This window comes from Peribacillus sp. NPDC056705, from assembly GCF_043656335.1.
In genome coordinates, this window is record NZ_JBHTYI010000006.1 from 134,156 (window position 1) to 149,074 (window position 14,919).

13 protein-coding genes, 4 pseudogenes and 1 riboswitch are annotated in these 14,919 nt (G+C 38.5%); of the genes and pseudogenes, 4 read left to right on the forward strand and 13 right to left on the reverse strand.

Annotation, left to right across the window (positions count from 1 at the left end; all coding sequences use genetic code 11):
* Positions 1-180 precede the first annotated feature (180 nt).
* Complete coding sequence (gene queF, locus ACFRAK_RS10520; protein WP_061461394.1) at positions 181-681, reverse strand: preQ(1) synthase; 501 nt, start codon at positions 679-681, stop codon at positions 181-183.
* Between the two features lie 104 nt (positions 682-785).
* Positions 786-831, reverse strand: a riboswitch (PreQ1 riboswitch).
* A gap of 130 nt (positions 832-961) precedes the next feature.
* On the opposite strand from queF, the gene ACFRAK_RS10525 reads away from it, so the two are divergent.
* Both ACFRAK_RS10525 and ACFRAK_RS10530 read left to right on the forward strand, forming a co-directional pair.
* Entirely contained in the window at positions 962-1,819 is an 858-nt protein-coding gene (locus tag ACFRAK_RS10525; RefSeq protein ID WP_228467604.1) for an EamA family transporter, read from the forward strand.
* A gap of 123 nt (positions 1,820-1,942) precedes the next feature.
* Positions 1,943-2,200: a BA3454 family stress response protein gene (locus ACFRAK_RS10530; protein ID WP_394571713.1), complete on the forward strand. Its 258-nt coding sequence runs from the start codon at positions 1,943-1,945 to the stop codon at positions 2,198-2,200.
* Between the two features lie 327 nt (positions 2,201-2,527).
* Here ACFRAK_RS10530 and ACFRAK_RS10535 read toward each other — a convergent pair.
* The 8 genes and pseudogenes from ACFRAK_RS10535 to ACFRAK_RS10570 all read right to left on the reverse strand — a co-directional run bounded on the left by ACFRAK_RS10535 (position 2,528) and on the right by ACFRAK_RS10570 (position 11,310).
* Positions 2,528-2,972, reverse strand: a pseudogene (locus ACFRAK_RS10535) (YfmQ family protein).
* Positions 2,973-3,296: 324 nt separating this feature from the next.
* Complete coding sequence (gene qoxD / locus ACFRAK_RS10540; RefSeq protein ID WP_076370787.1) at positions 3,297-3,581, reverse strand: cytochrome aa3 quinol oxidase subunit IV; 285 nt, start codon at positions 3,579-3,581, stop codon at positions 3,297-3,299.
* A 1-nt stretch (position 3,582) separates the two neighbouring features.
* Entirely contained in the window at positions 3,583-4,179 is a 597-nt protein-coding gene (qoxC, locus tag ACFRAK_RS10545; RefSeq protein WP_387601832.1) for a cytochrome aa3 quinol oxidase subunit III, read from the reverse strand.
* Positions 4,179-6,125, reverse strand: a complete 1,947-nt coding sequence (qoxB, locus tag ACFRAK_RS10550; RefSeq protein ID WP_387601829.1) for a cytochrome aa3 quinol oxidase subunit I — start codon at positions 6,123-6,125, stop codon at positions 4,179-4,181. The genes qoxC and qoxB overlap by 1 nt, the downstream gene beginning before the upstream one ends.
* A gap of 73 nt (positions 6,126-6,198) precedes the next feature.
* Positions 6,199-7,128, reverse strand: a complete 930-nt coding sequence (gene qoxA, locus ACFRAK_RS10555; RefSeq protein ID WP_377395253.1) for a cytochrome aa3 quinol oxidase subunit II — start codon at positions 7,126-7,128, stop codon at positions 6,199-6,201.
* A 1,187-nt stretch (positions 7,129-8,315) separates the two neighbouring features.
* Positions 8,316-8,630, reverse strand: coding sequence for a hypothetical protein (locus ACFRAK_RS10560; RefSeq protein ID WP_260286521.1), 315 nt, complete (start codon positions 8,628-8,630; stop codon positions 8,316-8,318).
* Positions 8,631-9,196: 566 nt separating this feature from the next.
* On the reverse strand, positions 9,197-10,432 hold the full coding sequence (locus ACFRAK_RS10565) for a S1C family serine protease (RefSeq protein WP_387704406.1): 1,236 nt from the start codon (positions 10,430-10,432) through the stop codon (positions 9,197-9,199).
* A gap of 191 nt (positions 10,433-10,623) precedes the next feature.
* On the reverse strand, positions 10,624-11,310 hold the full coding sequence (locus ACFRAK_RS10570) for a hypothetical protein (RefSeq protein WP_387601821.1): 687 nt from the start codon (positions 11,308-11,310) through the stop codon (positions 10,624-10,626).
* A gap of 174 nt (positions 11,311-11,484) precedes the next feature.
* On the opposite strand from ACFRAK_RS10570, the gene ACFRAK_RS10575 reads away from it, so the two are divergent.
* Entirely contained in the window at positions 11,485-11,841 is a 357-nt protein-coding gene (locus ACFRAK_RS10575; protein ID WP_342614994.1) for a hydrolase, read from the forward strand.
* A 692-nt stretch (positions 11,842-12,533) separates the two neighbouring features.
* Here the strand turns inward: ACFRAK_RS10575 and ACFRAK_RS10580 are convergent.
* Entirely contained in the window at positions 12,534-12,692 is a 159-nt protein-coding gene (locus ACFRAK_RS10580) for an aldehyde dehydrogenase family protein (RefSeq protein WP_387601817.1), read from the reverse strand.
* Positions 12,693-13,227: 535 nt separating this feature from the next.
* A pseudogene (locus ACFRAK_RS10585) lies at positions 13,228-13,417 on the reverse strand (oxalate decarboxylase); the annotation flags it as partial.
* Between the two features lie 2 nt (positions 13,418-13,419).
* Between ACFRAK_RS10585 and ACFRAK_RS10590 the strand changes: the two are divergent.
* Positions 13,420-13,544, forward strand: a pseudogene (locus ACFRAK_RS10590) (cupin domain-containing protein); the annotation flags it as partial.
* A gap of 3 nt (positions 13,545-13,547) precedes the next feature.
* Here ACFRAK_RS10590 and ACFRAK_RS10595 read toward each other — a convergent pair.
* Positions 13,548-13,841: pseudogene (locus ACFRAK_RS10595) on the reverse strand (oxalate decarboxylase); the annotation flags it as partial.
* A 777-nt stretch (positions 13,842-14,618) separates the two neighbouring features.
* Positions 14,619-14,919, reverse strand: a 301-nt coding sequence (locus ACFRAK_RS10600; RefSeq protein ID WP_394571714.1) for a hypothetical protein, incomplete at its 5' end; no start/stop codon positions are given.

Here is a 14,919-nt window from a genome sequence, read left to right on the forward strand (position 1 = left end):
ATATTCTGTCAAAATTAACTCTCCCTATTATTACGCTTTTTCTCGAAACAATCAAGTGTAAATTCCGTTACAGGAGGACAATTGTGTTTTTAAAAAGGACAAAACAACAAGACCACTAATCGATAATAGCTAAAAAACTAAAAAAGACAACGGGCATTTGCCCATTGTCTCTCCTATTCTTTAGCGATTATCCACGGTTTCAGGATATAAGTCATGGTTCATCAAGCGGTAATCCGCCATTTCCTCATATTTCGTACCTGGTTTCCCATAATTCGTGTAAGGGTCGATGGAAATTCCGCCCCTAGGTGTAAACTTGCCCCAGACTTCAATATATTTAGGATCCATCAATTCGATTAAATCATTCATGATGATGTTCATGCAGTCTTCATGGAAATCACCGTGATTGCGGAAGCTGAATAAATAAAGTTTCAATGATTTGCTTTCCACCATTTTCACACTTGGAATATAGCTGATGTAAATGGTCGCAAAGTCCGGCTGGCCCGTTATCGGACATAAGCTAGTGAATTCCGGGCAATTGAATTTGACGAAATAATCCCGGTTCGGATGTTTGTTATCGAATGACTCAAGGATTTCAGGCGCATAGTCGAATGTATATTTTGTTCCTTGATTCCCAAGCAGTGTGATATCTTTTTTTAACTCTTCTTCTTTTCTTCCAGACATTAAAAGTCCTCCTAATCCCACGTTTCAGGGAGATTCATAAAATGGGCCTCTATATAACAAAAACCATATCTCCTCAAAGATATGGTTGATTCGCGAAAAATATCAAAGCCATAGTTTTTTTAAGAGGGTGATGCTATGAACCTCTCCCGTTTATCGGGAAATATTTTAAAATTGTCATAGTAAATATAGAAAAAAATATCTAATCTGTCAATCATACTTTTAAAATTTGGTTTGATTCCAGCATGCATTCAGCTTAAAATGTAGAAGAAGTTTATCCTACATGAAGGAAGAGATTACGTCAATGTGGATTTTTGCAGCCCTCATCACGAGTTTATGTTTTGGAATCAATAACAGCATTTTTAAATGGAGTAGCGGAAAGGGTTACTCAAAAGTACATATCCAATTTTTCTTTTATTTTTCAGCTTTTATTTTGGCCATATCTTATGGAGTATCTGTGGATGGTTTACAGTTTAACTGGCTGTCCATCATGCTTGGTGGAGCCATTGGGGTACTGAACGCTAATGGTAATATCCAGATGGCAAGCGCCTTTGAAAAAGGACCGGCAAGCTTGACATCTCCTTTAATCGCAGCGAATGCAATATTCCCCATTCTCTGTGCTGCTTTAATTTTTCACGAACATATTTCTACTTTGCAGTGGACTGGAATCGTCTGCATGTTTCTCGCTACATTAGTCATTCAGTATACACCTAATGCTAAAGGCAACCATCAATATGTCCCTTGGATGATGCACACATTATTATCCATTTTATCTTTTGGTGTGCTAGGCATTCTTATGACGACATCAACACGTCTTCATTTAAATTCCCTTGATATCCTGGTATCAATGTATGGAGGCGGAACTCTTTATCTTCTTTCGGCTCTGGCCTTTAAAAAGGAAAAAATCAAGCTAAAGGAAGTCAAAATCGGTTCCTTGGTGGGCCTTTTAAGCACTATAGGCTATGGATGTTATTTCTTTGCGTTGAACACTGGCATCGCAAGCATCATCTTCCCTGTCGTCAGCCTGAACTGTTTAGTTGTCGTATTCGCAGGATGTTATTTATTCAAGGAAAAACTAAAAAACTATCAAGTTGCCGGCGTACTTGCAGCATTAATCGGCATTATCTTGACTAAAATATGAATATAGTTCATTTACAAAAACGACCTGACAGCCATGAGTACAAGCCAGGCCGTTTTTTATTGTGCCGGGAAATAGGGTGGTCAAAAAAAAGTGTTGACACACCCTTAAAAATATCAGATAATTTTGAATATTAATTCTTTATGTTTTACTACTTTTGAAATGTTTGAAAAATCCTCTGTCACGGGTATTAAAGAAATAGGTACAACCACCCCATTTAATTCTGAATTAGGAAAGGAAAGATGCATAATGGTAAAAGTTACGGTAACGGTTGATTTTCAAGGAAAATCTTATCAAACTAACGTCCTTACTAAACCGGATACGGATCATGAAGTAATTTTACAACAAGCGCTTCATCAAGTTGAAAAACAATGGAAAGCATAAAAAGGCAGGCATCGCAATAGATACCTGCTTTTTTATTACAATATAAATAATTTCATATGCACGATGAAAGAACCTCTTACAGTAATCCCCTCTCTTTTAATTGCATTTTCCAAAAAAACTAAAATTATGACGTCAGTTTGTGTACTAGATTTTTAATAAAATTCATTAAAAACCGGTCTCAGTTTATAGACAAAAGAGTTCTATATAAAGCTAATTGGAACGCAGGGTTACGAGACTCCTGCGGGGAAAGCGAGTGCCTGGAGCGGAAATTAACGGTTAAATTGTCTACAGTCTAAGACGGTCCTTAACGAGACCGTCATTTTTTTATTAAACTAATTTACTTATTAATGGCACGGAATGCTCTTGGAGGCTATCTGAAAGAAGACTATAAGAAATGACTTTCTTCTTGTACTGTTTGACTACATCGACGTGGTCATTGTAAATGTATACAAATAACCTAACATCCTTTTTGCTTCCTTTAGTATCAATGACCAATGGAATCCCACTGTTCTCTGGGTGTAAAAACAATTGCTCGTTCCCTGGGAATATATGATTTTTTTTCAAAAATCTAGCGTTATTAAAATAACTAATGACTTGAATTTTTTTCTACACCTTCCAAACGTTTTCCGTCAAAGGTTACAATCGCATTCTCGTCACTAATTTCTGAGTGTATTTTAAATTTGCTGATAATCCAATTAACTGCATCGGTTGGAAGGCAGGAAACCAATATTTTTAACAAACTTAAGATAATGGTCAAAATCAGACCCGCAATGTCAATTTCATCATCTCCGCTGCGTTTATAAATGCGTATATCGCTTATTATATCAAAAGGTCCGACAGCTTTTCTTAGAAAATCTGTACGTTCTATTAACGTTACTTCTGTAAAACAATTTTTATTTGAACGCACGGCCAAACTTCGATAGGGACAATTATCCGTTTATACATATAATGTTCCGAAATGGTTATACTAAACAAAATGGGTTCATCAACATCTTAAAAGTATGAAGTGGATAAAGCCGTATATGAAATTCTACTTACTACTTTTAAATACAAAAAAACCGGGCGTCATCAAGACGCCCAGTTTTTCCGGAATGGATTATTGATATCCCCAAACCATTGTTAGCAATGTACCGAAAATTGTAACCAATGCAACGAACAATCCGTAATAAACGTTTGTGTAAATCGATGCTTTATCTTCAGACTCTCCTGCATGCATGAACATAACAAATTGAAGTGCAGCTTGCATGAAAGCTGTAACAAGTAGGATGATCACAGCCATTTTAAGTGAGAGATCAAACACAATAACTGATAGTGCGACCAAAGTCAGGACTAGCGAAAAGGCAAATCCCATAACTTGGCCCCGTGGGAATAATTCTTTCATATTACATCATTCCTTTCAGATAGACGAAACTGAAGATGAAAATCCAGACAACGTCCAAGAAATGCCAGTAAAGTGAAAAGATGAAAGCCTTGTTTGTTGTCTGTGGAGTCATACCGCGCTTTTTAATCTGCATGACGATGAAGGTTCCCCAGAATAAACCAAGTGTAACGTGAGCTCCATGCGTACCTAGTAATGTGAACAAACTAGATAAGAAAGCACTTGTTTGAATCGTTGCTCCTTCATGTACATACTCCACGAATTCATAAATTTCGACTCCTAAGAAGCCTAAACCAAGAATAAGGGTGATAATGAAGAAACCAATCGTTGCTTTCTGCCTGCCAAGTCTCATTGCATTGATTCCAAGACCTATCGTAAAACTACTAGTTAATAGAAAGATTGTTTGAAACATTAATGTAGGGACTTTAAAAAGATGTTCCCCTGTTGGACCATTTCCAGTACCATCAACTAAGACAAAATAAGTGGCGAACAGTGTAGCGAAAAGAGCTATTTCTGCCCCCAGGAAAACCCAGAATCCAAAAATCTTTAAGCGATTTTCTTCCGTGCTATATTCTAGTGGCAGCGAGTTATCTATTTTCATTACTTAGCACCTCGCAATTTATTTTCAGTTTCTTCGATCTCTTCAACAGAGATATAACGTCCGTGATCTTTTTCGAATGAACGGTGAATCATACAAGCAAAGATACCGATCGTTGCAATGATTGCAATGATCCACATGCTGAATACCAATGCAAAGCCCCAAACGAAGAAGATACAGCTCATGATAAACGGCACGCCACTGTTATTTGGCATATGAATCTTTTCTACTTTACCGCTAAATAATTTGAAGCCTTTTTTCTTTGAATCCCAGAATGCTTCTGTAGAATCAACTGTTGGTACAATTGCAAAGTTATATTCAGGGATTGGTGTATGTGTAGCCCACTCTAGAGAACGTGCATCCCATGGATCGTTCGAGATATTTCTTGATGCATAACGAGTACTCCAATAGATATTGTACACAATAAGTGCAAATCCTATTGCTAAACCAATCGCTCCAACGAAAGAGAGCATATTCAATGGACCATACCCTGTTGATTCAGAGTACGTATACATACGACGTGCCTGCCCATCTAAACCAGTGATGAACATCGGGAAGAATGTTACATTAAAGCCGATTGTAATGAACCAGAACGACCATTTTCCAATTTTTTCGCTCAACATGAAACCGAACATTTTTGGCCACCAGTACGTAAAACCGGCAAGTACGGCAAATACAGTACCAGGGATTAAAACGTAGTGGAAGTGAGCTACTAAGAACATTGTATTATGGTATTGGTAGTCAGCACTTGCCATGGCAAGCATTACCCCTGTTACCCCACCGAGCGTGAAAATCGGAATGAAGGCTAAAGAGTATAGCATTGGAACGGTAAATACGATTTTACCTTTCCAAAGTGTGAACAACCAGTTGAAGATCTTAACACCAGTCGGGACGGCAATTGCCATCGTGGTAACCGAGAAGATACCATTAACCATTGCACCGTGACCCATTGTATAGAAATGGTGAGCCCATACAACGAAAGATAGAGTGGAAATAGCTACCATGGAGATAACCATCGAATTATACCCGTACAGGTTACGACGTGCAAATGTCGAAATGATTTCACTGTAAATACCGAAAGCTGGAAGAATTACTATATAAACTTCAGGATGTCCCCAAACCCAGAACAAGTTCGCCCAAAGCATATCGCTACCGCCATTGGCCATCGTAAAGAATTGAGTTCCGAATAGACGATCCATTGTCATCAACGCAAGTGCCACTGTCAATACAGGGAAAGCGAAAACGATGATGAAGTTTGTGATCAAGATAGACCATGTGAACATTGGCATTTTCATTAAGTTCATACCAGGTGCTCTCATTTTCAAGATGGTTACGATAAAGTTGATACCAGTCATTAATGTACCAATACCAGCAATTTGAATTGCAATCGCGTAATAGTTCGAACCGACTGATTCACTGAAATCGTTACTTGCCAGCGGGAAGTAAGATGTCCAGCCTGCATCAGGAGAACCACCGACTACGAAAGAGATGTTAAATAGCATTGCCCCCATGAAGAATAACCAGAAGCTTACTGCGTTCAGACGTGGGAATGCTACGTCACGCGCTCCAATTTGTAATGGTGTAACAATGTTCATTAACCCAATGATAAATGGCATAGCCATGAACAGGATCATGACGACCCCGTGTGTTGTAAATACCTCATTATAATGCTGTCCATCCAAAAGACCGTTATCTGGAATAGCCGTTTGAGCACGCATCATAAGAGCATCGACGCCACCACGGAAAAGCATAAGCAGTGCTGACAAGATGTACATGATACCAATACGTTTATGGTCAACCGTTGTTAACCACTCACGCCATAAGTAACCCCATTTTTTAAAATAGGTAATTCCGGCGACAACCGCAATCATGGTTAAACCAATGGCAACCATGGATGCATAAATCGCAGGACTTGGATGAGGTACGGCAAATCGATCAAAGTAATCCATACTTTTGTGACTCCTTTCAGGAAAATATTCCTTATCTTGTAAACCTAGTTGTTTTATCGAACGAAATTAATTCTTAGTGATCATGATTCATGTTGCTGTGTTCTGAATGTTCCTCGTGTGAATCCTTGGAATCATTTTCTTCAGTATCAGAAGATCCGTGGTCATGACCAGCATTTTCCCCTTCAGGAGCTGGTGAAAACTCTAAGTGAGTTCCAGTGTAAGTGGATTGTCCCACATGACCAGGTTTTAATAATTCATTGAATTTTTCCTCAGTAATCGGTTTAGCAGTAGCTTTAATTTCATCTACCCACTTATCATAATCTTTTGCTGACAATGCATTTACGTTGAACGTTTGCTGAGCAAAACCTGAACCACTGAAGTTTGAATTTCGACCCATATACTCACCTGGTACATCAGCTGCTAAGTGCAACGTATTAACCATGTCCGACATCGCGTATTTTTGTCCTCCAAGTTGTGGAATCCAGAAACTTGAGATTGGACCGAATGAGTAAAGTTTAAATTCAATTGGTCGGTTAGTCGGTATAAACAGATAGTTGACCGTTTCGATATCTTCTTCCGGATAACTAAAATGCCATTTCCAGTTGGAAGATGAAGCGTAAATAACTAAAGGTTCTTGATCTCCGTACCCTTTAGGTGTTGCCTCAACTTCATTTGTTGTTTTAACAGTAACAACGGATAGGAAAGCGACGATCAAAATTGGGATCGCAACCCAAATTATTTCAAGAACCTTACTTCCTTCAATATGAGGTGGTTCATAATCATCACGCTGTTTGGAAGCACGATACTTCATTATCATGAAGATATAAAGTACCATAACGACAAGGACGACAAAGGCCATTGTCCATATCGAAATCATAATAACATCTGCTTGTGTTGCAGCTACTGGCCCTTTAGGGTCCAAGACCATTAATGGGTTATCGCAACCGGTTAGCACAGTGGCAATTGTAAAAAGTATAGTTAATAGAGCCCATTTTATTTTCATAGTACTACCCCTTTCTTACATAATAAAATTCCAATTGGTAATTATTCGGACAAAGTGTTACCATGTTCACAAACCCCGACATACCAATATTAATCCCAAGTGTAAAAAAAGACAATACAAAGTGACATCTGTCACATAAAGTTCAATAAAGAGCAGTAAGAAGATGGTAAATGAACAGAAATGTTCGAAAATCTTCAGCAAATGAAATATAATAAATGTTTAATAAATTACCTTTGGAAAATTCACTTATCAGTACAGGATTGCAGATAATACCGGTCACTTTCCGTTTAATATTACTCTAGTATAATGAAATAAAATCTTCACATTATATTCACCGCGTATATTGCCTCAAAACTTCTAAAGATTATGAATTATATTACCTATCCTGTTAATTAGTTATCTTTCGTTGAAAAACATGATTTATAGCGGATTTTTTTCACTCGGCCATAGAACCTGGTAAATGGTAGCCGCCTTGTACACGATGTTTTTTCCATGCTTCAATACCTTTATGATCCAACACTGGTCAATGTTATATATATATAAGGAAACAACGAGTGTGAAATGTAATTGTGTTTTTTATCCTCGCAATACTTTTTGCCCTTTCAGTATTCCTAAACAGGCGTTTAGTATTAGTCGTGGGTGAAGTAATTCAGTGGTCAGTCAAACTTGTTACAACTAGTCAAGTTGTTTATCAATCAATATCAGCGGACTGGACAAAAACCATTTTACAAAAGAGTACATTTGGTGGTTCAATCAACTCCGGATTTTGGAAACTCACTATTCAAAAATCAACGACATCCCTTTTGTATCTTCAGGGAAAAACACATAAAAAAACCACAAAAAAAGGACTTTTTAAAAGTGTCCTTTTCTCGTGGATATAGTTCAAAATGCAAAGTGAAAACTTCCTGGCGTTCAGGCAGTTTGGTTTGAATACCCAAGCACATCGTTAGTATTTCAAATACAAAGGATTACTTGAAATATTTTTTTGTACATGACGAGTCCAGTATATTGTATTGTATTAAAAAGCCAACTGGTAATCAATTCAAGCTCTCTGTAAAATGAAAGCGCATTCAATCATTCGGATCATGTTGACTCAAATTCTTTAGAAAGAAGAACAACTGGTTATGTTCAACCATGTTAGTAAATCTGATGATAGAATGCAAGTTCATTATGCTATATTCCTCGTTTTAGTTACTGAATTCTGTACTTCTTTTTGTTTGAGTGTTAGCCTTTGTTTTCATTTTTATGATTTTAGTCGTTTCCGGTACAATTCTTTTACCTTTATGTGTTTTCATTACCATTTCTTCTGTCAGGACAAAAAATATACCAACTAGAAAAATTGCAGCTGCGCTTAGTGTGATGGCGATTCCAACGGCGGTAAATATATAATCCTTATTGTAATCGCTTACAAAGAAACTTAAAGCAAAAATAATAATTCCGATTACACAACCTGTGCCCGATACCCATTTCACTGCATCTAACATCTTCTGATTAGCTTCCATAATTTCATCCCCTTTCTTTCTATTTTATGACATTTCACAAATTTGTCAAATCTTTTCTATTTTTTAACATATACACAATGAAAACCTTGACAAATAGAACGCGCCACTATTAGCTTTTAGGTATTCAAGACTATAGGGAAAATCTGTAAAACAGTGCGAATACACTATCTATTTTTCCTATATTAACCTTTTGTATACTATTAAATAGGGGTTTGGACAATTTGAACGTTGTCTTCCACTCCATGCACTCGCTTTCCCCTCAAGAGTCTCGGGACCGTCCGTTCCAATCAACTTTGTTTTGACTTTCAGATAAAAACTTTTAGCCTCAATCTTTATTGTTACAAGTCTGGTATATGTTGGATTACATTAAGGGACTTAAAAAATTGTCGATGCAGGAGATGCTTACTTTCGCTGCTTTTATTTTAAAGAAGATGGCCAAATGGGCATGGTAAGTTTCAAAAATCGTCTAAAATTCAAAGGGAAAATGGGGTTCGGATTTTTTATTTCCGAACCCCTTTTGTCTACAAACTTAGGCCCCTGATGAAAATCAGGGGCCCTACCTCTTTCTATCGTTTTTGCAAGGTTAACGTTACCGTTTTCTCTTCAGTACCCCGATATACTTTAACCTTTACTTTATCGCCGATTTTCTTATCCGTATATAAGTACTTCCTTAATGCAGCGGCAGTATTTATTTTCGTTCCATCAATCTCAACGATGATATCCTGTTGCTTAAGCCCCCCATTCGCCGCAGCCGATCCTGCTTCTATACTCGTCACCATTACACCGGACTTTACGGCTTCAGGAACATTTTGAATGTAATATTGCGGCAGTTCTTCCATACTGGCCAAGCTGACTCCTAAATATGGGCGCGTGATTTTCCCATTTTCAATCAGCTCCGTAACAATCGGAATCACATCATTACTCGGTATGGCGAACCCTAAGCCTTCTACACCGTTTTCGGAAATCTTCAAGCTGTTTATGCCGATCACTTCCCCAGCAGTGTTGATCAATGCACCGCCGCTATTGCCGGGGTTGATCGCTGCATCTGTTTGAAGGACATCGAGTTCCCACTCCCCGTCCGAGGTATCGACTGAAATGGAGCGTCCGGTCGCACTGACGATCCCTTGTGTAACCGATCGTGAAAAATCAAGTCCAAGTGGGTTGCCAATTGCCAATACTTCTTCACCTGGACGCATGCTATCAGAATTACCGAATTTAATTCCCTCCGGTGCTTTCGAGGCATCAATTGTCAAAACCGCTAAATCCGTCAAAGCATCCGCGCCGACAACTGCTGCCGTTGCCTTTTGTCCATCATACAATGAAATTTCGACTTCCTTAGCTCCTTCAATAACATGATTGTTCGTGATGATATAAGCTTTCCCATCAGCTTTTTTATAAATGACCCCTGAGCCTGTGCCGCTCTCAACCGTTTCTCTCCCCGTGCTTTGCTGCTGGTACGGGTTCTGGTTTTGCATCTCCTGTAAATTCACGACCCCTACAATCGATTTGGATGCTGATTCGACCATATCTGCCCTATCATTTGAATCCGTACTTGTCGATAACTTTTCCGCCGTGACACTTTTATCCTTTTCAACACTTTCCGTTTGCTGTACACCTGCCGTTTCGGTTGACTCATTCACCGGACTTTTCCCTTGATCTATAAAATCCCCGCCAAATAGAAATACAGACGATGTAACCATAGAAGCAACCGTTCCGGAAACAAGACTGGTTACCCAAAGAGATTTACCCTTTTTCCGTTCTGCCTTGACTCTGACTTGCTCATCACCATTATAATTCTCCATCTTTATCCCTCCTAGATTGTCCTTTACTTGGCTCCATCATAAACAGTAAATATTAAAAAATTCTTAAGAAAATAAAGAATGAGGCAAACTTTTTACAAAAATCATTAAATTTTATCGAATCCTGTACTTTGTCGCGCCACAAAATAAAAAAGGCCTCAACAAGGGCCTTCAATCCGACCATTCAGTTTTCCTTACATGACTTCATACACTTCTTTCGTCTTCTTATTCACGCCATACCAGCCCCAAGTGGTTTTGTGGCCACTTTTCTGACTAGGTTCATCCACCTCGAATACATGAAAAATGTAATCACCCTTTTCGGAATCGTGATCATATTCGATATGTAAATCAGGGAAATTTTCCATGTCCACATAACCCTTCACAAGCTTTTCCGCCTGAGATTTACTTAATGTACTGACTGAACCCTTGATTCCTTCACCTTTCGTTTCCGTTACCGCCTTATCTTCTACTTTGGATCCGTCCTCGGTTGCTTCCCCTACCGGTTCGTCATTCCCCTCTACAGTTTCGATTGTGGCCGAGTCTGATAACGGGTGCATTTCCACCGCTTTTGAAACCATTTGTTTACCTTCCCGGTATTTTGCTTTATATGCGGTTGCTTTTTCAAAATCGCTTTTGGCCGAACCAAAATCCTGTTCGTCGTAATTCTTCATCCCACTTGCCAGAAAACCTGAAAGATCCATTAACTCCCTTGCTTCCGGTGTTTTCGCCTCTTTATAAGCTAATTCAAATGCCTCATGGGCTTCTAAATAATTTTCCTCATTCAACTGACCTTTACCTAAATCCATATTGGAATCATAATTCCTTGTTACGCAGCCTGAAGCAATCAACACAAAAAAAATAACCATGATTGATCTCTTCACTATGTCACTCCTCACTTTTACATAATTTTCTTTAAACCCATCTTATACCATTTGATAAGATAACTGATACCTCTATTTCCTATCTTTTTCATTAAGGGAATGTTTACGTCCATGATTAACTTTTTACAAATAGTGGTACAGAATAGATAAACCCTTGAAAGGATGATGTGCAGAATGATGCAGGAAAAACAGACATACCATGTTGATTTGGTCAGCGGCGACGTACTCGGACAAAAACTTGAAGAGAATCCGAGCTTCACTATACACGCCACTGATGAGGAACTTGCAGAATTGAAACAATGCCTGGAGGAACACCGGACAGATGACCTGGAGGCATACGCCCGTTCACATGTGCCCTACCTTCTCTATCATCATGACCGGGCAAATGATAAATACGATGCAGCCATGAAAAGACTTTATGCCCTTATTTATAAATTAGGGGATGAAACGGCACGAAACCATATTGAAGAAATCGGCATATTGAAAGATAACAAATACGAGGGAAAAGAAGAAGTGCAAAAGTTCAAATAATAAATAGGAACAGAACCAATTCAAAGGTTCTGTTCTTTTATGATCAAGTTCAATCAAAAACTATTCCCTTCCCCTAATATAAAGGGGAAATATCACGTTTAACAACTGGCAGTTATCAAAGGCTAGTAAGGGCTGATTAATATCGTTACTCACTATTGTTAGAACTTTATCTTTTCATTATGGAGTTGACCTGCACATGCATAAAAAAAAGGTTGCCTTGGCAACCCCTCTCAATAAATGAAGGAACTGTCTCAAGTTCCCGGTTAAATTTCATTGCAATGACACGCACTCATAACGTTTCTTTATTAAATGTTCCACTCTTTTAATTCCAGTCTACGAACCTTATGTACAACGTGGGGGTCATTTTCCGCTAATGAGAGTGCTTCTTCAAATTTGTCTGCAATATAGACGACCAAGCCACCTTATCCATCTGCAAAAGGCCTCTTGCAAAAACCTTCCCATTACGATCAAGTTCGTTTAAGTACTAGATATGCTGTGGACGTACTTCCATATTTTTTTCGGCATCAATCATATGTAAGATTGCTGCATAATAAGCCATGCTTTTGCACTCCCTAATTTCGGTTCCAGATACCTTTGAGTAAGTATCAGCATCTAATATGGCGGCCGGATGAAGGATATTGCCTTCCTCTATTACACCTGTTGCAATCTTGGCTCCATCTTGTTTCGCCTTCTCAATCCAATTGAGGGTCTTTCACATCATTTGGGGAGATCAATGCGGAAACATCCGTTTCTGGGTCAAGCGGATCACCTAATTTTGATAGTTTCGTTGCCACTATAAACTTTTCAACAAAACGATCATAGACTTCTTCATGAGCATAAACCTTTTGCAAAGAAATACCTACTTGTCCCTGGTTTGAAAATGCCCCAGTCACACAACGTTGCGAATGCCTCTCCCAACTCCTGGGCTACCGGTAAAAGTACTCATACTTACTCTAGAACCAGTGACCAATTTGGCCGAATTACGAACAATATGCCGTGCTGATTCCGAATCTCCCCTAAAAGACCACACTAAAATAGTAAAAAGAGCACTAAAAAACGCACTAATAAATATTTCTATTGATATAACTAATAGGAAAGATACTTTTCTTAGATTGAAAAACATAAATAAGCTAAATAAACCAATAAGGGAAGCGATTAATGGCGAAAAGGAATTGATAGAAACTTACCTAAGGATGAAGCTGTTACCAACTTATATATATCCGACCAATTAATTTTCTATGAGGTTGCAGTGGGTAAGAATTATTTTCCCCAACCATCGAACTATTTCTTGTTTTTATAACAGCTTGAGTAGTCTCAGTTGCGTGGTCGTAAATTATCTTGTACATAGTAATCACCTTCATAACTATATGGATAAACAAAACCACTGTTTTTTTGATAGTAGGAAAACCCGGGATATTTCACAACTAACCATTCCTCCTTGCGTAGAAATTCCAGCAATTCTGATCCAACATTTAGGCTATTTCTTTAAGAGTCAGTGCCATCCATTGATTCAATGACACATCTTCAAGGCTGTCGCTTTTGAACATCTCTAAAAACATAACGTTTCTGTACCCATGGAGAGAACTTCATTGGCATCCAAATAACGACGAGTGGCAGTATTAACTTACCGGACAAGGGCAATGACTGTATTTACTGGAAACGGAGCAGCACGTACATTTGATTATAGGGCTGGGAATGTCGGATAATTGCACCCGGTTCAATCTTAACAAGTGCTGCTGCGATTGTTTTTAAAATTGGAAAGTTGGAAGAATCCACAATTCGTACACTACCACGAGATGTTTTGATTGGTGTTTGCAGCAACAGCTCGTGCTTAAAGGTAAAAGGGACTTCCCCGTAGGGTAACTGGACTTCTTGACTTTCCAGTGAACCTGATACCTCCTCCTGATAGATATATACCTGTTCAGAAGGAATGGAGTTAAAAGCACTCTCTCTTACTCCAAAAATAGCCGACAGAACATCTTTAGGGTATGTGCAAACCAGATCTTCCAGCGGCCCCTAGGATTTTTCTACTTTTTTCAACGAATCACCAACAGAAAAAGGACCACTGTTAATGTTTTTTTGAATTCGTAGGCTAAACCCTTTATCTACAGAAAAAGAGAACATTCCGTATTACTCTGGTACCTCAGAGGAAAAAATGTAACCGAGTTAAGTATAATAATGGTGCGGTTCCCTTAATAGAAATCAAATTTGAAAAAAACCGACCAATACAGGTCGGCATAACAGAAGGCGCCATATCCGTAACACCGACCAATCCACCGGATAACAAGACAAGACATATAGAAGCACGACTTTATTTTTGTTCTAAAGGAATACTAAATTGGGTATTACATGTTATGCTTTAATTAGAAAAATGGCACCAATATTACAATTTTATGAGTACTTTTATTTTGGTTCTTAACTTGATGTATCTACATATCAATTTTGCGATTTGTTTCCTAAATCCTTTAATCCCCGGTAAATTTCTGACTCCTTAACCTACAATGTGATCGCTTGTTTTTCCTCAGTTGTCAATTCAATTCCGTTGTTAAACAGAAGAATAGGTATTTAAAAAATGTTCTGTGTTTAAAAATTAGGTGTTCTTCATTATTTTTACCCAATCCAATAAATCTTAAATTCATAAGATAAAGTAATGTTTTATGTAAAGGGGTGTGAAAAATTGGGTAAAGATAAAAAGTGCAAGGAGTGCGGACATAGACCATGTAAATGTGACAAAAAAAAGTGTCCGGATTGTGGACATAGACAATGTAAATGCTCATCTAAACAAGTACAAAATGTAAAGCAAGAAGTGAAAGTGAATGTAAATAGCACTCAAGGAGCACAAGGAACTCAAGGAACTCAAGGAACTCAAGGGCCGCAAGGAGCACAAGGGCCGCAAGGAGCACAAGGGCCGCAAGGACCTCAAGGAGCACAAGGACCTCAAGGAGCACAAGGACCTCAAGGAGCACAAGGACCTCAAGGAGCACAAGGACCTCAAGGAGCACAAGGACCTCAAGGAGCACAAGGACCTCAAGGAGCACAAGGACCTCAAGGAGCACAAGGACCTCAAGGAGCACAAGG

What these genes read in the sequence shown, in the direction of transcription:
- queF (WP_061461394.1), bottom strand. Translation starts at nt 681, where the DNA reads ATGTCTGGAAGAAAAGAAGAAGAGTTAAAAAAAGATATCACACTGCTT.
- ACFRAK_RS10525 (WP_228467604.1), top strand. Translation starts at nt 962, where the DNA reads ATGAAGGAAGAGATTACGTCAATGTGGATTTTTGCAGCCCTCATCACG.
- qoxD (WP_076370787.1), bottom strand. Translation starts at nt 3,581, where the DNA reads ATGAAAGAATTATTCCCACGGGGCCAAGTTATGGGATTTGCCTTTTCG.
- qoxC (WP_387601832.1), bottom strand. Translation starts at nt 4,179, where the DNA reads ATGAAAATAGATAACTCGCTGCCACTAGAATATAGCACGGAAGAAAAT.
- qoxB (WP_387601829.1), bottom strand. Translation starts at nt 6,125, where the DNA reads ATGGATTACTTTGATCGATTTGCCGTACCTCATCCAAGTCCTGCGATT.
- qoxA (WP_377395253.1), bottom strand. Translation starts at nt 7,128, where the DNA reads ATGAAAATAAAATGGGCTCTATTAACTATACTTTTTACAATTGCCACT.
- ACFRAK_RS10560 (WP_260286521.1), bottom strand. Translation starts at nt 8,630, where the DNA reads ATGGAAGCTAATCAGAAGATGTTAGATGCAGTGAAATGGGTATCGGGC.
- ACFRAK_RS10565 (WP_387704406.1), bottom strand. Translation starts at nt 10,432, where the DNA reads ATGGAGAATTATAATGGTGATGAGCAAGTCAGAGTCAAGGCAGAACGG.
- ACFRAK_RS10575 (WP_342614994.1), top strand. Translation starts at nt 11,485, where the DNA reads ATGATGCAGGAAAAACAGACATACCATGTTGATTTGGTCAGCGGCGAC.